The 17,386-nt window shown below is 71.5% G+C and carries 17 protein-coding genes and 1 tRNA gene; 10 read left to right on the forward strand and 8 right to left on the reverse strand.

The genetic code is table 11. The features are described 5' to 3' along the window. Positions 1-58: 58 nt before the first annotated feature. Both ACGFW6_RS19450 and ACGFW6_RS19455 read right to left on the reverse strand, forming a co-directional pair. Entirely contained in the window at positions 59-1,279 is a 1,221-nt protein-coding gene (locus tag ACGFW6_RS19450) for an ABC transporter substrate-binding protein (RefSeq protein WP_393510935.1), read from the reverse strand. Between the two features lie 392 nt (positions 1,280-1,671). Then, a tRNA-Pro gene (locus ACGFW6_RS19455) sits at positions 1,672-1,745 on the reverse strand. Between the two features lie 116 nt (positions 1,746-1,861). Between ACGFW6_RS19455 and ACGFW6_RS19460 the strand changes: the two genes are divergently transcribed. The 3 genes from ACGFW6_RS19460 to ACGFW6_RS19470 all read left to right on the forward strand — a co-directional run bounded on the left by ACGFW6_RS19460 (position 1,862) and on the right by ACGFW6_RS19470 (position 5,425). After that, positions 1,862-2,380, forward strand: coding sequence for a DUF309 domain-containing protein (locus ACGFW6_RS19460; protein ID WP_393510938.1), 519 nt, complete (start codon positions 1,862-1,864; stop codon positions 2,378-2,380). A gap of 102 nt (positions 2,381-2,482) precedes the next feature. Further along, positions 2,483-3,268, forward strand: coding sequence for a precorrin-6A synthase (deacetylating) (cobF, locus tag ACGFW6_RS19465; protein ID WP_393510941.1), 786 nt, complete (start codon positions 2,483-2,485; stop codon positions 3,266-3,268). Between the two features lie 75 nt (positions 3,269-3,343). Continuing rightward, entirely contained in the window at positions 3,344-5,425 is a 2,082-nt protein-coding gene (locus tag ACGFW6_RS19470) for an MDR family MFS transporter (RefSeq protein WP_393510944.1), read from the forward strand. Positions 5,426-5,437: 12 nt separating this feature from the next. Here ACGFW6_RS19470 and ACGFW6_RS19475 read toward each other — a convergent pair whose 3' ends face one another. Further along, positions 5,438-6,184 carry a cobalt-precorrin-6A reductase gene (locus ACGFW6_RS19475; protein ID WP_393510947.1) on the reverse strand — a complete coding sequence of 249 codons (747 nt, stop codon included), beginning with the start codon at positions 6,182-6,184 and terminating at the stop codon, positions 5,438-5,440. Positions 6,185-6,518: 334 nt separating this feature from the next. Between ACGFW6_RS19475 and ACGFW6_RS19480 the strand changes: the two genes are divergently transcribed. Continuing rightward, a complete protein-coding gene (locus ACGFW6_RS19480; RefSeq protein WP_393510950.1) occupies positions 6,519-7,964 on the forward strand; it encodes an alpha/beta hydrolase family protein in 1,446 nt (481 codons plus the stop codon). Positions 7,965-8,037: 73 nt separating this feature from the next. Then, the gene (locus ACGFW6_RS19485) at positions 8,038-8,841 is read left to right on the forward strand and encodes an HAD-IIA family hydrolase (RefSeq protein ID WP_393510953.1); all 804 of its coding nucleotides are present in this window, start codon (positions 8,038-8,040) and stop codon (positions 8,839-8,841) included. Here the strand turns inward: ACGFW6_RS19485 and ACGFW6_RS19490 are convergent, their stop codons facing one another. Then, a complete protein-coding gene (locus ACGFW6_RS19490; protein ID WP_393510956.1) occupies positions 8,842-9,615 on the reverse strand; it encodes a sulfite exporter TauE/SafE family protein in 774 nt (257 codons plus the stop codon). A gap of 66 nt (positions 9,616-9,681) precedes the next feature. After that, complete coding sequence (locus ACGFW6_RS19495; RefSeq protein ID WP_393510959.1) at positions 9,682-10,869, reverse strand: thiolase family protein; 1,188 nt, start codon at positions 10,867-10,869, stop codon at positions 9,682-9,684. Positions 10,870-11,066: 197 nt separating this feature from the next. Between ACGFW6_RS19495 and ACGFW6_RS19500 the strand changes: the two genes are divergently transcribed. The 5 genes from ACGFW6_RS19500 (at position 11,067) to ACGFW6_RS19520 (ending at position 14,415) form a co-directional block, all read left to right on the forward strand. Beyond that, positions 11,067-11,876, forward strand: a complete 810-nt coding sequence (locus ACGFW6_RS19500; RefSeq protein ID WP_393510962.1) for an alpha/beta hydrolase — start codon at positions 11,067-11,069, stop codon at positions 11,874-11,876. Positions 11,877-12,005: 129 nt separating this feature from the next. Continuing rightward, entirely contained in the window at positions 12,006-12,488 is a 483-nt protein-coding gene (locus tag ACGFW6_RS19505; RefSeq protein ID WP_393510964.1) for a Dps family protein, read from the forward strand. A gap of 96 nt (positions 12,489-12,584) precedes the next feature. After that, a complete protein-coding gene (locus tag ACGFW6_RS19510; RefSeq protein ID WP_393511923.1) occupies positions 12,585-12,917 on the forward strand; it encodes a DUF3140 domain-containing protein in 333 nt (110 codons plus the stop codon). Next, positions 12,914-13,561 (forward strand): endonuclease, encoded by a 648-nt coding sequence (locus ACGFW6_RS19515; RefSeq protein ID WP_393510967.1) that lies wholly within the window; start codon positions 12,914-12,916, stop codon positions 13,559-13,561. The genes ACGFW6_RS19510 and ACGFW6_RS19515 overlap by 4 nt, the downstream gene beginning before the upstream one ends. 47 nt (positions 13,562-13,608) lie before the next feature. Beyond that, entirely contained in the window at positions 13,609-14,415 is an 807-nt protein-coding gene (locus ACGFW6_RS19520) for an SAM-dependent methyltransferase (protein WP_393510970.1), read from the forward strand. Between the two features lie 37 nt (positions 14,416-14,452). On the opposite strand, the gene ACGFW6_RS19525 is transcribed toward ACGFW6_RS19520, so the two are convergent. The 3 genes from ACGFW6_RS19525 to ACGFW6_RS19535 are packed head-to-tail and all read right to left on the reverse strand — an operon-like array spanning position 14,453 to position 17,366. Beyond that, positions 14,453-15,145: an SDR family oxidoreductase gene (locus tag ACGFW6_RS19525; protein ID WP_393510973.1), complete on the reverse strand. Its 693-nt coding sequence runs from the start codon at positions 15,143-15,145 to the stop codon at positions 14,453-14,455. Further along, positions 15,142-16,017 (reverse strand): cupin domain-containing protein, encoded by an 876-nt coding sequence (locus tag ACGFW6_RS19530; protein ID WP_393510976.1) that lies wholly within the window; start codon positions 16,015-16,017, stop codon positions 15,142-15,144. The genes ACGFW6_RS19525 and ACGFW6_RS19530 overlap by 4 nt, the downstream gene beginning before the upstream one ends. Next, positions 16,014-17,366, reverse strand: coding sequence for an amidohydrolase family protein (locus ACGFW6_RS19535; RefSeq protein WP_393510979.1), 1,353 nt, complete (start codon positions 17,364-17,366; stop codon positions 16,014-16,016). Before ACGFW6_RS19535 ends, ACGFW6_RS19530 begins: the two co-directional genes overlap by 4 nt. Positions 17,367-17,386 lie beyond the last annotated feature (20 nt).

A 17,386-nucleotide genomic window follows, 5' to 3' on the forward strand; every position in this document is an offset into this window, starting at 1 on the left:
GAGGACGAGGCCCGTGCGCTGCGGCACGGGCCGGCGAAGTGGTGCGGTGGGAGGTGGTTCACGGGATCACACCCTCGGATCGCAGGGCATCGTCGATCTGCTCCCCGATGGTGTTGACGGAGCTCACCGGTTTGATCCCGGACGGCGGAGACAGCGTGTGGGAGACCGCGATCGACACGTTCTGGTAGACCGGAGTGATCGGGCGCACGCTCGCCGACTCCAGGGCGGCCAGCACGTCCTGGGAGAAGGGGTACTCCTTCATGAACGCGGGCTCGTCGTACAGGGCGCGCAGGGTGGGCGGCAGACCGCCCTCGAGCGCGGCGGTGAGCTGGTTCTCCCGGTTGCGCAGGCACAGCGCCGCCTCGAACGCCAGGTCGGGGTGGCGCGAGTAGGCGCTCACCGCCAGGTCGATGCCGCCGATGGTGGGCCGTGCAGGGCGCTTCGGGTCGACCCGGGGGTACGGCGCCCAGCGGAAGTTCTTGAACAGTGCGGGGTTGTTCGCCTTCATCGACGGATACACGAACGGGTAGTTGAGCTCGAACGCCGCCGACCCCGACTCCATGGCGAGGCGGTTCTGGTCCTCCATCTGGTTGGGCAGGGAAGGGTCCGCGGCCGGGGAGTTCGCCAGCTCACGCATGATCCCGGCGGCCCGCACCGCGGGAGGACCGAGCGAAGGCTCGGTCGCGCTCGCGTTGAGGATGGAGCCGCCCGCACTGTTGATCAGCGTGTTGAACCAGACAGTCAGGCCCTCGTACTGGGCGCCCTGGATCTCCACGAAGTGCGGTTTGCCCTGCCGGGCGAGCGCGCCGGCCATGTCCAGCATCTCGGCCCAGGTCCTGGGTGGGGTGGGCACCAGGTCCTTGCGGTACCACAGGAGCTGGGTGTTGGTGTTGTACGGGACGGCGTACAGCTTGCCTTTCCAGGTCGAGGTCTGCAGCGGTACGCGCAGGGTGCCCGCTACGGCCCGCCGCCTCGCCGTCCCCGTCCATTCCCGGATCCAGCGTGCCTCGGCGAACTCCGCCGCCCAGGTGACGTCCAGGCCCAGGATGTCGAGCGCATCGTCCTCGGCGGCGAGTCTGCGGACCAGCTGCTGGCGCTGGCCGTCCGCGGCACGCGGGAGCTTGTTGTAGCTGATCCTGTAGCGGCCGCCCGACGCCTGGCTGCACCGGTCGGCCGCCTTCTGGAGCGCACCGGAGTCGTCGGGGAAGTTGTACCAGTTGAGCGTGGGCCTGCCTGAGCCCTCGTCACTGCCACAAGCGGCGAGCACCGACGCCAGCAACGGCAGTACGGCGAACGCCCGTAGCCATCGCGTCCCTCTGAGACGCCCCTTCTGACCCGGAACAGGCCGGCAGCCGCACCTCGCGTGCACGCGCTCCACACCTCGATTCCGCATGATGGCACGGGACTCGGACCTCGCAGCGTTTCCCTCCGGCGAACACTAAGGAGGATAAAAAGTAAGATCAAGCACATATCGCACCAAATCACCCAACCTGACCCATCAGTGGGCCGGACTCTGCGACATGGAAGAGTCCGCTGCACCCGATCGGGGCGCCAGCTGTGCGAGGCCGTGCACCGTCGGCCGGCCGGACGCGGCATTGAGGGAAACGTCTGCACGACGAAGAGGCCACTTCCAAGTAACTGGAAATGACCTCCGACCTGCCAATTCGCAAGTCGGGACGACAGGATTTGAACCTGCGACCCCTTGACCCCCAGTCAAGTGCGCTACCAAGCTGCGCCACGTCCCGGTGCCTCTCGCGCGGTGAACCGCGTGATCGCGCGAACAGCACTTTACCTCACGACGACGACCGCACCGAAGCGGGCATCCGTCCGCCCTGGGACGGGGCGATGGACAATCGGGAGTATGGGCAGCACATCGTCAGGACGACAGGCGGCGGCACGGGACAGGGACAGCGAGGGGCGGGCGCGTAACGCGCGGCCCCGGGACGGTCTGGGGCGGCCCCTGCCGTACGGCGCGGACGGCGTCGCCCGCCAGCCCGAGGGTGTCGTACGCACTCCGCGGGCGTCGGTCGCGGAGGCGCAGGAACTGCTGGACGCGGGGAAGCCGTTCCATGCGCACGAGGTGTTCGAGGACGCGTGGAAGACGGGGCCTCAGGAGGAGCGGGCCCTGTGGCGCGGGCTGGCACAGCTGGCCGTCGGGCTCACGCACTCGGCGCGGGGGAACGTGACGGGTGGCGCGCGGCTGCTGCGGCGCGGGGCCGGGGCCGTGGAGGAGTGGGCGGCCGGGAGCGGTGAGCCACGGCCGTACGGGATGGATCTCGCGGGGCTGGCCGCTTGGGCGCGGGAGCTGGCGGGCGACGTGGAGGCCGGCGGTCAGGTGGACGCGCGGGAGCGGGCGCCACGGTTGCGCGGGCGGGCGTAGGAGGGTTCGGCGCGGGGCGCGGCTCGGCCGGTTCTCGGCACTCGGTGCGGCCTGCGTGGACTCGGTGACGGCGCTGTCGGTGGCGTGCGGCAGACTCGGGGCGTGCGAAAGATTCATGTCATCGGGATCGGGGCGGGTGACCCCGAGCAGCTGACGCTCCAGGCGGTCAGGGCGCTGCGCGGAACGGATGTGTTCTTCATCCTCGACAAGGGCGAGGTGAAGAACGACCTCACGCAGCTGCGCCGGGACATGCTGGACGCGCACATACCCGAGGGGACGTACCGGGTCGTCGAGGCCCGCGACCCGGAGCGGGACCGCTCGGCCGGCGGCTCGGCCTACTCCCCCGCCGTCGGGGACTGGCGCAGTGCCCGCGCCGGGATCTACGAGCGGCTGATCGCCGAGGAGCTGGGCGAGGACGAGACCGGCGCGTTCCTGGTGTGGGGTGATCCCGCGCTGTACGACAGCACGCTCGGGATCCTTCAGGAGGTGCTGGACAAGGGCGCGGTGGACTTCGAGTACGACGTCGTGCCCGGCATCAGCAGCGTCTCGGCGCTCGTCGCCCGGCACCGGACGGGGCTGAACCGGGTGGCGCGGCCGGTGCAGATCACCACGGGGCGGCGGCTGGCCGAGGGCTTCCCCGAGGACGTGGACGACGTGGTCGTGATGCTCGACGCCCACCAGACCTTCCGCCAGTACGCCGACCAGGACATCGAGATCTACTGGGGTGCCTACATCGGAACCCCGGACGAGATCCTCGCCTCGGGTCCGATCGCCGAGGCCGCGCCCCGGATCGAGCGGCTGCGCGCGCAGGCGCGGGAGCGCAAGGGCTGGATCATGGACACGTATCTGCTGCGCCGCCGGGATGCGGAGGCGCCGAAGGAGCAGTAGGCGGAGGGTTCCTTACGCCACCCGAGTGGCCCGTCCCCGCATGCGGCACGGGTTCCGCGCTGTGATCGTGGCCCCGTGACGCTCGCCGAGGAATCCGCGCCGCCCGCCGCCTCCCAGCCACCCGTGCTGGACAAGCGTCGCCGGAACGTGGTCTTCGTGACGATCATGCTGGGGATGCTGCTGGCGGCTCTCGACCAGACGATCGTGGGCACGGCGCTGCCGACGATCGTGTCGGACCTGGGCGGCGCCGAGCACATGTCCTGGGTCGTGACGGCGTATCTGCTCGCGGAGACCGTGGCAACGGTCCTGGTCGGCAAGTTCGGCGACCAGTTCGGGCGGAAACTGGTCTTCCAGATCTCCGCGATCGTGTTCATCACGGGCTCGTTCCTGTGCGGGCTGGCCTCGAACATGACGATGCTGATCCTGTGGCGGGCGATGCAGGGCGTCGGGGCCGGCGGGCTGATGGTGACGGCGATGGCGCTGATCGCGGACGTCATCCCGCTGCGCGAGCGCGGCAAGTACCAGGGCGCGATCGGCGCGGTGTTCGGTGTGGCGACGGTGATCGGGCCGCTGCTGGGCGGGCTGTTCACGGACCATCTGACCTGGCGTTGGGCGTTCTACGTCAACGTCCCGATCGCGATCGTCGTCGTCTTGGCGGCGGCCCGCACGATCCCGGTGGTCAAGTCGGCCGCCCGGCCGGTGATCGACTATCTGGGCATCGGGCTCGTCGCCGTCGGCGCGAGCGCGCTGATCCTGGCGACCAGCTGGGGCGGCAACGAGTACGCGTGGGGCTCCGGCCTCATCATCGGGCTGTTCGTCGGGGGCGCGGTCGCGCTCGGGCTGTTCTGCTGGGCGGAGACGCGGGCGGCGGAACCGATGCTGCCGATGCGGCTGTTCACCGACCCGGTCTTCTCGGTCTGTTCCGCTCTCAGCTTCATCGTCGGCTTCGCCATGCTCGGCGCGCTGACGTATCTGCCGACGTATCTCCAGTACGTCGACGGCGACTCGGCCACGGTGTCCGGTGTGCGGACCCTGCCGATGGTGATCGGGCTGCTCATCGCCTCCGTCTTCAGCGGCAACGTGGTCAGCAAGACCGGGAAGTACCGCATCTTCCCGATCGTCGGCTCCCTGGTGATGGCCGTAGGGCTGTTCCTGATGTCCCTCATGGGTCCGTCGACCGGCGCGTGGCTGGAGTCGCTGTACATGTTCGTGCTCGGCACCGGCATCGGCCTGTGCATGCAGGTGCTGACGATCGCCGTGCAGAACACCGTCGACTACGCCGACCTCGGCACCGCGACCTCCGGCGTGACCTTCTTCCGTACGCTGGGCAGCTCGTTCGGCACGGCCGTCTTCGGCACGATCTACACCAACACGCTCACCCCGAACCTCGCCGACGGGGTCGCGGCCGCCGCGGGCACGGGCTCCGGTCTCGATCCGGCGGCCATCGGCCGGGCCGCGACCAGCCCCGAGGGCCTGAACGGGCTGCCGTCGCCGGTCGCCGCGCCGATCGTCGAGGCGTACGCCGACACGCTCCAGACCGTGTTCCTGTGGACGGTGCCGGTCGCGGCCCTCGGCTTCGTGATCGCGCTGTTCCTCAAGCAGGTCCCGCTGCGCGACAGCGCCCGCATGGCCTCCACCGACCTGGGTGACGGGTTCGCGTCCCCGCACGACCCCAATGCCCAGCGGGTGCTGGAGGCGACCGTCGGGAAGATCATCGGGGGCACGGGCCCGGATGCCGCACGCCGGATCGTCAGCGCGTCCGAAACCCGCCTCGACGTGGCCGGCGCCTGGGCGGTGATGCAGGTGGAGATCCTGAACACCCTCGTCGGGCACGCCGGCCTCGGGCTGATCGCGGCCCGCCGCCACCTCCCTCCGGAGGTACTGCTCCCCGTCTTCGACCGGATGGTCGACGAGGGCTACCTCACCCGCGACGGCTCCCTCCTGACCCACACCCCGGCGGGCGCCCGGGAGGCCCGCGCCATCGGCACGGCCTGGGCGTCCTGGCTGGAGGAACGGGTCCGCGAGGACATCGGCCGCCCGCCCGGCACGGACCTGCGTGCCGCCGTCCACACCATCGCCAAGCGCCTCCTGGTCGAGGACCTCACCGAGGGACTGACGGGACGGGTGCAGGAGCGGGCGCTGAGCGAGCCCCGCTGAAGGCCGGCCTCGTCAGGGCGTCAGGCCAAGTCGCTCCAACACCACCGCCACGTCCGGCACCGCGTCCACGCCTTCGGCCAGTGCGGGGCGGCGTACGACCACGACCGGGAGGGCGAGGCCGCGGGCGGCGGTGAGTTTGGCGGATGTGGCGGTTCCGCCGCTGTCCTTGGTCACCAGGACGTCGATGCGGTGGTCGCGCAGCAGGGCCGCTTCGTCGGACGGGGTGAAGGGGCCACGGGCCAGGAGCACCTCGGTGTGCGGGGGCATGGGGGGCTCGGGCGGTTCGACGGAGCGTGCGACGAAGTGCAGGTCGGACAGGTGGGCGAAGGCAGCGAGTCCGAGGCGGCCGGTGGTGAGGAACACGCGCCGGCCGAGGCTCGGCAGCAGCGCGGCGGCCTCGTCGAGGGAGGCGACGTCGTGCCAGCGATCGCCCGGTCCGGGCAACCAGCCGGGGCGGCGCAGGACCAGTGCCGGGACGGCCGCCGACCTCGCGGCGCGGACCGCGTTCGCCGTGATCGACTCGGCGAAGGGGTGCGTGGCGTCGACGAGGTGGTCGACGTGCTCGGCGCGGAGCCAGTCGGCCAGCCCTTCCGCGCCACCGAAGCCTCCGATCCGTACGTCCCCTTCGACCGCGCCCGGCCGTGACACCCGCCCCGCGAGCGAGGTGGTGACGCGGACATCGGGCCGCGCCGCGAGCACGGCGGCGAGTTCACGGGCCTCGGTGGTGCCACCGAGGATCAGGATGTGGCGGGGGGACATGGGGTGAGCGTACGAGGAGGGGTGGGCGACGGAGATCGGGGGCCGGCGCTGCCCGGCGAGCTCATCGCGGAACCGCCCGAGGTGCGGGCGCACCAGAGTTCACGCCGCCCCGTCCCGTGCCCGTTCGGGCGGCCACTGTGCCCGGATCCGTCAATTCCGGTGCCCGTGGGGGCTCGTGACCGCGCCGATCCTGTTCGACCCGGCGAACACTATGAACACAACGGTCAGACCGTGGTCCCCCCGGCCCGCCGCTCCCTAGCATCTCGGCGCACGGCTCGGCGACGCGCCGACGAGGACGAGGAGCAGCGTCTTGGACTGGACGAGAACGAACTCAGTGATCCGCAGATCCGTCCCATCGCCCGCACAGCGGCGCACCACGCTGGCCGCGGTGCTGGCAGGTGCGCTCGCCGTCGGCATCCTCGTCGGCGCCTCCAACGCCCGGGGCGAGACGGCGGAAGGGCCGGCGCCCACCGAGTGCCCCGCGGAACTCGCCGGCCGGGCCGACTGCTACACCGGCCGTGACACGAACGGCGCCTACTACGCCATCGCCGTACCCGACGACTGGAACAAGTCCCTCGTCGTGCACGCCCACGGCGGCCCCGACCTCGGCGCGGAGTCCGACCCCGCGCGCAGCATCGACGACCTGGGCCGCTGGTCGGTGATGGTGAAGGAGGGGTACGCCTGGGTGGGGTCGTCGTACCGCCGGGGCGGTTACGGCACACGGATGGCCGCCGCCGACACCGAGAGCGCGCGCCGCCTGTTCGTCGAGGAGTTCGGCAAGCCGCGGCGCACGTATGTGCACGGCCAGTCGTGGGGCGGGAACGTCGCCGCGAAGGTCGTGGAGACGTACGCGAAGAAGCCGGGGGCCTACGACGGGGCGCTGCTCACCAACGGCGTCCTGGGCGGCGGCTCGCGCGGCTACGACTACCGCGTCGACCTGCGCGTCGTCTACCAGTACTACTGCGGCAACCACCCCCGCCCGACCGAGCCGCAGTACCCGCTGTGGCAGGGTCTGCGCGCCGGTTCGACCATGACCTCCGCGGGGCTTCGGGCCCGCCTGCAGGAGTGCACCGGCTTCGCGTCGCCGGCGGCGGAGCGGACCGCGCTCCAGCAGCGCAATCTCGACGACATCCTCGCGGTCACGCGGATCCCCGAGCGCACCCTGGAGTCGCACCTGCGGTTCGCGACCTTCACGTTCCGGGACATCGTGCACGAGCGCCTCGGCGACCGGAATCCCTTCGGGAACGTGGGCGTCCGCTACTCCGGATCGCATGACGACGCGGCGCTGAACGCCGGTGTCGAACGGTTCGCCCCGGACCCCACGGCCGTACGGGACCTGTCCTACGACAGCGATCTCACCGGCAAGGTCTCGATCCCGGTGCTGACGCTGCACGCCATCGACGACCCGACGGCGTTCGTCGAGCACGAGGCGGCCTACCGGGCCACGCTCCAGGGCGCCGGGCGCGACGGGCACCTGGTGCAGACGTTCACGCGGGAGCACGAGCACAGTGAGCTGAGCGACGCCGAGTACGCCACGTCCGTCGCCGCCCTCGACACCTGGGTGCGCCAGGGGAGGAAGCCCACCCAGAAGTCGGTCGCGGCGGCGTGCGACGCCTTCGACGGGAAGTACGGCACGGGCTGCCTGTACGACCCCGAATTCCGTCCGCAGCCGTACGCCTCGCGGGTCGAGCCGCGGCCGGGCGGGCTGCGGTGGCCGGCCATGACGTCCGCTCAGGAGCGGACGTGGAGCGGGATCGAGGGCGTCGGCATCGCTCCCTGAGAAGCCCGGCAGGGACCGGTCCGGGGTGTCGTCCGGTCCGGTCCCGTCGCGTTCTGGCCGCTATCGTCCTGGTATGGCATCCGTACGGGCCGTCCTCATCGACATCGACGGAGTCCTCACCGTGTCGTGGCAGCCGCTGCCCGGGACGGTGGAGGCGTTGCGGGAGATCCGCGAGGCGGGGCTCGGCGTCGCGCTGGTCACCAACACGACCTCGCGGACCCGGGGGTCGATCGCCCGCACGCTGGCGGACGCCGGGTTCCCGGTGGACGCCGGCGACGTCCTGACGGCGCCGGCCGTCACCGCCGCCCATCTCGCCGAGCACTTCCCGGGCGCGCGGGTCGCGCTGCTGAACAGCGGTGACATCGCGGAGGACCTCGCCGGGGTCACCCTCGTCGAGGAGGCCCGGGGCGCGGACGCGGGCGAGCCGCCCGACGTCGTGGTCGTGGGCGGTGCCGGGCCCGAGTTCGGGTACGCGGCGCTCGACCGGGCCTTCGGGCATCTCCAGCGCGGGGCGCGCCTGGTGGCCATGCACCGGAACCTGTACTGGCGTACGGACCAGGGGCTGCGGCTGGACACCGGCGCGTTCCTGGCCGGGCTGGAGAAGGCCGCGCGGGTCGAGGCCGAGATCACCGGCAAGCCGTCGCCCGCGTTCTTCGAGGCGGCGCTGGCGCATGTCGGGGTCGGCGCCGGCGAGGCGGTGATGGTGGGGGACGACATCGAGTCCGATGTGCTGGCGGCGCAGCGGGCCGGTGTCACGGGTGTGCTGGTGCGGACCGGGAAGTACCTGCCGGCCACGCACCGGGACGCGAGCGGTGTGCCGGACCATGTGGTGGACTCGTTCGCCGATCTGCCCGCCCTGCTGGCACGGCTGCGCTGATCAGCGCAGCAGCAGTTGTAGGCCGCCCACGACGGTCGCGGCGATCACGAGCTGCTCGAACAGCCGCTGGTTGATGCGGTCCACGGCCCATTTGCCGAGCACCGCACCGGGCACCACGAAGATCACCAGCGCGGCGTCGAGCAGGAGCGAGGACCCGTCGATCAGGCCGAGCCCGGCGCTGAAGGGCACCTTGGAGACGTTGACGATCAGGAAGAAGAAGGCCGACGTTCCCAGGAAGCCGAGTTTTCGGAAGCCGGCCGACAGCAGGTACATCGACATCACGGGGCCGCCCGCGTTGGCGACCATCGTGGTGAAGCCGCCGAGGACGCCGTACGAACGCGCCTTGACCCGGCCTGCCCTGGTGGTGACCGAGTCCGGTTCGGCCTCCTTGTCGGCGGTACGGCGGCGCCATACCGTGACCGCCGCCATCAGCAGCAGGATCGCGCCGATCGAGGTGCGGACGATCGCGTCGTCGGCCCACACCAGGAACAGCGTGCCGAGGACCACGCCCGCGGCGACCGCGGGGAACAGCCGCCACAGGGTGGGCCAGTGGGCGTGCCGCCGGTAGGTGAGCACGGCGAGCACGTCGCCGGCGATCAGGATCGGCAGCAGGATGCCGGTGGAGGCGCGGGCGGGCAGTACCGCGGCGAAGACCGCCAGGCTGACCGTGTTGGCCCCGCTCACGGCGGTCTTGGAGAAGCCGACGAGCAGGGCCGCGAAGGCGAGCGCGGCGAACTCCCAGCCTGTTATGTGCCAAAGCGTCATCGTGTCCATGCGGAGACCGATGGTATGTGCAGACAACAGGTACCGGTAAGGACCGTCTCGCCAGTCGGGAGCTTGCTAGTGCCTCTCCACCAGGACCGCACTCCCCTGCCCGACACCCACACACATCGTCGCCAGCCCTCGCTCCGCACCCGTCCGCCGCATCCGGTGCAGCAGCGTCGTGAGGATCCGTGCGCCCGAGCAGCCCAGCGGGTGGCCGAGCGCGATGGCGCCGCCACTGGGGTTGACCAGCTCCGGGTCGATCCCGAGCTGGTCCACGCAGGCGAGCGCCTGGGCGGCGAACGCCTCGTTGAACTCGGCCTCCTGGACGTCGGCGATCGTCCACTCGGCGCGGGCCAGGACCTTGCGGGTCGCGGGGACCGGGCCGATGCCCATGACGTCGGGGTGGACGCCCGCGGAGGCGCCGGCGACATAGCGGCCGAGGGATTCCAGGCCCAGGTCGTTCAGGGCCTCCTCGCTGACCAGGAGCAGTCCGGCGGCACCGTCGTTCATCGGTGAGGCGTTGCCCGCGGTGACCGTGCCGCCCTCGCGGAAGACCGGCTTCAGCCGGGACAGCTTCTCGTACGAGGTGTCCTCGCGGATGCACTCGTCACTGTCGACGAGGACGCCGTCGGGGCGCGTCACCGGCAGGAGTTCGTCGTCGAAGTGGCCGTTCTTGCGGGCGTCGGCGGCGCGTTGGTGGCTGCGCAGCGCGAACTCGTCCTGCCGCTCGCGGGCCACGCCGTGGCGCCCGGCGACCTCCTCCGCCGTCTCGCCCATCGCCAGCAGGCCGTGGAGGTCCTTCATCGCCGGGTTGACCAGCCGCCAGCCGAGCCGGGTGTCGTAGGTCTCGATGCGGTGCGGCAGTGCCTCGTCGGGGCGGGGCAGGACGAAGGGGGCGCGGCTCATGGACTCGGATCCGCCGGCGAGCACGATGTCGGCCTCGCCGGCCGCGATGGTGCGCGCGGCCGTCGTCACCGCCTCCAGGCCGGAGGCGCACAGGCGGTTGACCGTGGCACCCGGCACGGTCTCCGGGAGGCCGGCGAGCAGCGCGGCCATGCGGGCGACGTTGCGGTTGTCCTCGCCGGCCTGGTTGGCGGCTCCCCAGTAGACGTCGTCGATGCGTGCCGGATCCAGCGCGGGGACGTCGGCGACGAGACCCCTGATCACGGTGGCGGCGAGGTCGTCGGGCCGGACGCAGGACAGTGCTCCGCGCAGCTTGCCGATGGGGGTGCGGCGGGCGGCCGCGAAGTGGACGGGACGCACGACAGGACTCCTGACCGGGCAGCATGGACGGCACCCTGTTAATTAGCACCGCTAGTTTTGGACTATAGCCCGACCCGCGGCACCCTGGGAAGATCCCCCGGGGGACCTTCACCGACGCAGCCGACCAGACCGACGACAGCTGACCACAGCGACGCAGCCGACCACAGCGATCGCGGCAGATCGCAGCCGGAGGAGCAATGACCGACACCCGCGAGCATGCCCTCGCCGGACGCCGGGGATCGATCGTCGTGAGCGAATGGCCGAATCCCCGGCCCCGGTTCCTCACACTGGTGGCCCACGGCTACGGCGAGCACGTGGGCCGTTACGCCGAGGTGGCGCAGGTGCTGGTCGGGCGGGGCGCGGCGGTGTTCGGGCCGGATCACCTCGGTCATGGGCGCTCGGACGGCGAGCGGGTGGCGATCGGGGACTTCGAGGACGTGGTCGCCGATCTGCACGCCGTGGCCGGCCTGGCCCGCACCGCGCATCCGGACGTACCGCTCGTCCTGCTCGGCCACTCGATGGGCGGACTCGTCGCGGCACGGTACGCACAGCTGCACGGCGACGAGCTGGCCGCCCTGGTGCTGTCCGGGCCGGTGATCGGCGACTGGGAGCTGCCGCGGCGGCTGCTCGCCCGCGAGGAGATCCCCGACACGCCCATCAGCCCGGCCGCCCTCTCCCGTGACCCCGAGGTGGGCGCGGCGTACGCGCGGGATCCGCTGGTCTGGCACGGGGCGATGAAGCGGCCGACGGTGGAGGCGTTCGCGCGGATGCTGGACACCGTGTCCAGGAGCGGAGCCGTCGGACGGCTGCCGCTGCTGTGGCTGCACGGCGACGACGACCGGCTCGTCCCGCTCGCCGGCAGCCGCGTCGGGATCGAGGAGCTGCGGGGGAAGGACATGACCGAACGGGTCTACGCCGGGGCCCGGCACGAGGTGTTCCACGAGACGAACAAGGCGGAGGTCCTCGCGGACCTGATCCGCTTCCTGGACGGCGTGCTCACCCACTGAGACAGGTCGCGTTTGCACCGGTTCGCGCCTGGGCACCCGCGCCGACAGGGAGTGATCGCAGTGACAGGAGTGGTCAGGCACCGCATCGCTCCGTTCCGGCCTGGACCAAGCCAGAAGGAGGAGCCCGGAATGACTGGGGTGAACAGCACGCTTCCCGAACCGGCCCGTCGCGTGGCCGGGGACGCACTGCAGGGCACACTCGTCGACCTGCTCGGACTGTCGCTGATCGGCAAGCAGGCGCACTGGAACATCGTGGGCCCGCGTTTCCGGTCGATCCATCTCCAGCTCGACGAGGTGGTCTCCAGCGCCCGCTCGTTCGCCGACACCGTCGCCGAACGCTCCTCGGCGCTCGGCGTGCCGCCCGACGGCCGGCCGGAGACGATCGCCGCGGCCTACACGCTGCCCGGTCCGAAGGAGGGCTGGATCCGTGACACGGAGGTCGTCCAGCTCGTCGTGGACACCCTGGGCGCGGCCATCGAGCGGCTGCGCGAACGCATCGCCGCCACCGCCGAGCCGGACCCGGTGACCCAGGACCTGCTGATCGGCATCACCAGCGAGCTGGAGAAGCAGCGCTGGATGTTCGACGCCGAGAACTGGCCGCCCGGAGAGTGACCGGACCCGCCGCATGACACGACAAGCCACACCGAACGCCCGGCGAGAGACACGACCCGCCGCACTGACCGCCCGACCGGAGACAAGGGGCACATGGTGACCGACGCCCTCGAACTCGACGCGCTGTGGGAGGAGTTCCACCGCGTGGTGAACATGACCTCGCAGGAGCTGGCCGGCTGGCTGCGGGTCAGGGACGCACAGGAGGAGAGCGAGCCGCTGCCGGACCGGGCCGGCCCGCCGACCGGACAGCATGTCCTCGCGATCCTCCAGAAGCGGCGCACGGACCTGACGGACGACGACATCCAGGTGATGTTCGACGTCGTGGACACCGTGACCGAGGAGGCGGACCTGGAGAACGAACCCGAACCCGAACAGACCCGCCGACGACAGCAGTTGATGACGATCGGCCACGATCCGCTGAAGCCGTGAGCGACGACCGGAGCGTCGTACGGGAACTGGTGCGGGCGCACGGGCAGACCTACGCCGAGGAGGCGGGCATCCCGCTGCGCGACACCCCGCAGCCGCTGTACCGGCTGCTGGTCCTGGCGCATCTGCTCAGCGCCCGCATCCGCGGCTCGATCGCCGTCGACACCGCCCGTTCACTGTACGAGGCGGGGCTGCGTGACCCGCGCCGGATGGCCGACGCCGACTGGCAGGAGCGGGTCGACGCCCTGGGCCGGGGCGGCTACCGGCGCTACGACGAGAGGACCGCGACCCAGCTCGGCGACGAGGCCGCCCTGGTGAACGACCGCTGGCACGGCGATCTGCGGCGGCTGCGCAAGGAGGCGGACGGCGACGTCGCCGAACTGCACCGGCTGCTGGAGGAGTTCCCGGGCATGGGCCCGGCCGGAGCCGACATCTTCCTGCGCGAGGTCCAGCGGGTCTGGCCCGAAGTGGCCCCGCGCGTGGACGACAAGGCCCTCTCCGGCGCCCGGCGGCTGGGCCTGACGGAGGATCCGGACCGACTGCTCGACCTCGCCGGGGACACCGAACCGGCCGTGCTCGCCGCCGCGTTGGTGCGGGCCTCGCTCGACAAGGAGGTGGCCGAAGACAGTCTCCGCCGGGCCTCATGATCGTGACAGACTGCTCGGACACCGCCGTCGAGCGCAGGGAGTGCCGCGTGACCGGGTCCGAACCGGCACTGTCGAGGATCGACACGAGCAGGCCGCATCCGGCCCGGGTCTACGACTGGTTCCTCGGCGGCAAGGACAACTACCCCGTCGACGAGGAACTCGGCCGCCGGATCACCGCCATGCAGGGCGACGCCCCGCGGCACGCGCGCGCCAACCGCCGGTTCATGGAGCGGGCCACGCGGGCGGTCGTCCAGGAGGCGGGGATCCGCCAGTTCCTGGACATCGGCTCCGGCATCCCGACCGAGCCCAACCTGCACCAGATCGCCCAGTCCGTCGTACCGGACGCACGGGTGATGTACGTCGACAACGACCCCATCGTCCTCGCGCACGCCGACGCCCTGCTGCGCGGCACCGCGCAGGGCGTGACCGAGTACGTGCAGGCCGACGCGCGGGAACCGCGGCGGATCCTGGATGCGGCGGGCGCCGTCCTCGACCTGAACCGGCCCGTCGCCCTGTCGCTGATCGCGCTGCTGCACTTCATCGCGGACGACGACGGCGCCCGGGAACTCGTGGACACCCTGGTCGGTGCGCTGGCGCCGGGCAGCTGTCTGGTGCTGTCGGCGATGACCGCGGACTTCGATCCGGAGAACGTCCGTCGGGGCATCGCGGCCTACCGGGCGAGCGGGGTGACCCTGGTGGCTCGCTCGCACGCCGAAATGGGCCGTCTCTTCAAGGGGCTCGAGGTTCTGGATCCGGGCATCGTCTCCCTGTCGGACTGGCGGCCCGACGAGGAGGAGACCGGACAGCGCGGCGAGCCCGTGTCCCTGTACGGAGCGGTCGGACTCAAGCGCTGAGCCGCACCCCCGCCCAACGGGCCGCCAACCCACAGGATCAGCCCAGCAACCACCCGCCGTCCACGCTGAGTTCGACCGCGTTGACCGACCGGTTGCGCAGCAGGAAGTCCACCGCGTCCACGACGTCCGCCATGGTGGCGAGCCGTCCGCCGGGCGTCCTGGCGCGCACCCCAGCCAGCACCCCCTCGGGTTTGCCCGCCCAGTACGGGCTGTCGCCCACGACCCCGGGGTGCACGGCGTTGACCCGCACGGGCGCCAGTTCGACGGCGAGGGTGTTCACCAGGCCGCGCACGCCCGCGTTGACGGTCGCCACGGTCGTCGCCCCCGGGTACGGGCGCTCCTTGGCCTGACCGCCGAACAGCACGATGGCGCTGTCGTCGTGCAGCCGTGGGCCGAGGGCGTGCACGACCTCGGTGTAGCCGACGAGTTTGAGCGTGACGAGACGCAGGGCGGCCTCGATGTCGTACGCGGCGACCCGGTTCTCGTCGCGCGACACACCCGCGATCACCAGGTGGTCCACGCGTCCGGTTCCGTCCAGCGCGGCGGCGATCTCCTTCGGCCGGGAGAGGTCCAGGGCGAGGCCCTGGCCGGCCCCGATCTCCTGGGCGGCCGTGCCGGCTCGGTGGGCGTCCCGGCCGGTGATCACCACCTCGTCGCCCCGCCCCGCGCGCAGACGGGCGAACTCCCGGCCGATGCCGGACGTGCCGCCCACGACAAGCACACTGCTCATCGGTCCAGGGCCTCCCTCAGATAGTCCCAGTCGCGAGTGAACCGGTACGAGTGCCGCGGCGGTGGCTGCGGCGCCTGTGTCTCCAGCCAGCGCACCGGCCCCTGCCCCGCGTTGGAGAACCCGTGCACACAACCGGCACCCGCCCAGGCGAGGTCCCCCGGCCCGAGCCGGTACCGCTCCCCGTCGAAGGTGGCGTCCACCAGCCCTTCGAGGATCAGATACGTCTCCTCGAAGGGGTGGTCGTGGCCGCCCGCGACGCCGTCGGGGGCGTACCGCACCATGAACATGGTCGAGGCGACCGCGCCGAGGTCGCCGTCGACCATCATCTTCACGGTGATGCCGCTGTACACGAGGAGCGCGGTCCGCATGCTCGCCGACACCGCGAGCAGGTCCTGCGACTGCTTGCCGGGGTCCATCTGCGCCGGTTCGAAGTGGCCGAAGGACCGGGTGCGCGGGTCGCGGACGTCGATGCGTACGGGGTCGCGCTCGGGCAGCGCGGGGACGGCCTGGGTGTCGTGGCCGTAGCGGGCCCGCGGCACCGGCGCGAGCATGTCGGCCCACCGCCCGCCCGAGTCCCCGGCGCCGCGCCAGGCGTGCGGGACGCCGGCCGGGAGGAGGCCGTAGTCGCCCTCTTCGAGGAGGTGGGAGCCCTCGGCCACGTCGAGGATCACGGCACCGTCGAGGACGTGGAAGCTCTCCTCGTAGGAGTGCACATGGGCGGTGACCCGGCCGTCGGGCCGCAGCTCGCACAGACCGAAGCCGGTGTGCACGCTCCCGTCCGCCTCCCCCACCAAGTCCCTTCGCCGGTGGCCGAGTTCGTCGTACGGCGGCTCCGGGACATCGGCGGCCGCGCGCACCAGGTGTCGGGTCATGCGGCGCTCTTCGCCTCCTTCGCGGCCAGGAGCCGTTCGCGGGACTCCTCGACCAGCCGCCGGGCGCGGGCGACGTCGGCGACGAGCCGGCCGTCGCGCTTGCGGATCACGCCGTCGACGATGACCGTGTCGACGTTGGAGACGTCCGCCGACAGGGCCACCGCGGCGGCCGCGTCGTGCACGGGGGCGACGTTCAGCGCGGTGGCGTCGACGGCGACGACGTCGGCGCGTTTACCGGGGGTGAGCGAGCCGGTGCGGTCCTCGACGCCGGCGACATGGGCACCGTTGCGCGTGGCCATCTCCAGCATCTGACGCGCCGTCAACATAGTGTCGGGCACCGGCATGTTGGCTTTCCAGCAATCGGCGTTGACGCGGGCCCGCTCGGCACCGAACGCGGCGCGCATCTGGGTGAACATGTCGCCGGGCACGGTGGTGACGACGTCGATGCTCAGGGAAGGGCGCAGTCCGTACTCGACGGCCGTCATCACGGGCGGCCAGCCGTGCCCCATCTGCAGCTCCACCTGCGGCGCGATCGAGACCGTGCCGCCGCTGTCGGCGACCATCCGCCACTCGTCCTCGTGCAGGTAGCAGCAGTGGATGTAGGTGGTGTCGGGGCCGAGGAGCCCCAGGTCGTCGAGCTGCCTGACCATGCCGAAGCGGCCGGCGAGGCGGCCCATGGCCACGTGCACGGTGATCGGGATGCCGAGTTCCCGGGCGAGCGCCCACTCGGCTTTGACGACGTCGTTGAGGCAGAAGCCGGGGCCCCGGGTGGCCAGGGCCATGGTGAGCAGCCCGTCGTCGGAGGCGAAGTACTCGCCGCGGATCCGCCGGACGTCGTCGCCCGGGATCGCGATCTTGCTCTCGAACCAGTAGTCGGCGAGGGAGGTGTTGGCGCTGCCGTACGCGTACTGGGCGCGGATGCCGCTCTCCGCGAGAGCCCGGATCGCCGCGTCCGGATGCTCGGGCGTGTTGTTGATGTGGGACCAGTCGACGAGCGTGGTGATGCCGGCGTTCAGGCATTCCAGGGCGCCGGCGAGGTTGGCCGCGTACACGTCCTCGGGTGTGTACAGCGGGGCGAAGGTGTCGAGGATGTCGACGAAGTAGTCGTCGAGGGTGGCGTCGGGGGCGACGTTGCGGATGGACGCCTCCCAGGTGTGGCGGTGGGTGTCCACGAAGCCGGGGATGACGATATGTCCGGTCATGTCGAGCACTTCGGCGTCGGCGCCGATGTCGGGCTGCACCGCCACGATCCTGCCGTCCTCGATGAGGACGTCCCCCTGGGGCAGGTCCCCGATGTCGGGGTCCATCGACAGCACGTGACCGCCACGCAGGACTGTTCGATTGGTCATCGCCCTTCCTCCCATGGGGT

The sequence above is a fragment of the Streptomyces sp. Y7 genome, from assembly GCF_043195415.1.
Lineage (GTDB): Bacteria > Actinomycetota > Actinomycetes > Streptomycetales > Streptomycetaceae > Streptomyces.

What these genes read in the sequence shown, in the direction of transcription:
- ACGFW6_RS19460 (WP_393510938.1), top strand. Translation starts at nt 1,862, where the DNA reads ATGGGCAGCACATCGTCAGGACGACAGGCGGCGGCACGGGACAGGGAC.
- ACGFW6_RS19475 (WP_393510947.1), bottom strand. Translation starts at nt 6,184, where the DNA reads ATGTCCCCCCGCCACATCCTGATCCTCGGTGGCACCACCGAGGCCCGT.
- ACGFW6_RS19485 (WP_393510953.1), top strand. Translation starts at nt 8,038, where the DNA reads ATGGCATCCGTACGGGCCGTCCTCATCGACATCGACGGAGTCCTCACC.
- ACGFW6_RS19490 (WP_393510956.1), bottom strand. Translation starts at nt 9,615, where the DNA reads ATGGACACGATGACGCTTTGGCACATAACAGGCTGGGAGTTCGCCGCG.
- ACGFW6_RS19500 (WP_393510962.1), top strand. Translation starts at nt 11,067, where the DNA reads ATGACCGACACCCGCGAGCATGCCCTCGCCGGACGCCGGGGATCGATC.
- ACGFW6_RS19505 (WP_393510964.1), top strand. Translation starts at nt 12,006, where the DNA reads ATGACTGGGGTGAACAGCACGCTTCCCGAACCGGCCCGTCGCGTGGCC.
- ACGFW6_RS19525 (WP_393510973.1), bottom strand. Translation starts at nt 15,145, where the DNA reads ATGAGCAGTGTGCTTGTCGTGGGCGGCACGTCCGGCATCGGCCGGGAG.
- ACGFW6_RS19530 (WP_393510976.1), bottom strand. Translation starts at nt 16,017, where the DNA reads ATGACCCGACACCTGGTGCGCGCGGCCGCCGATGTCCCGGAGCCGCCG.
- ACGFW6_RS19535 (WP_393510979.1), bottom strand. Translation starts at nt 17,366, where the DNA reads ATGACCAATCGAACAGTCCTGCGTGGCGGTCACGTGCTGTCGATGGAC.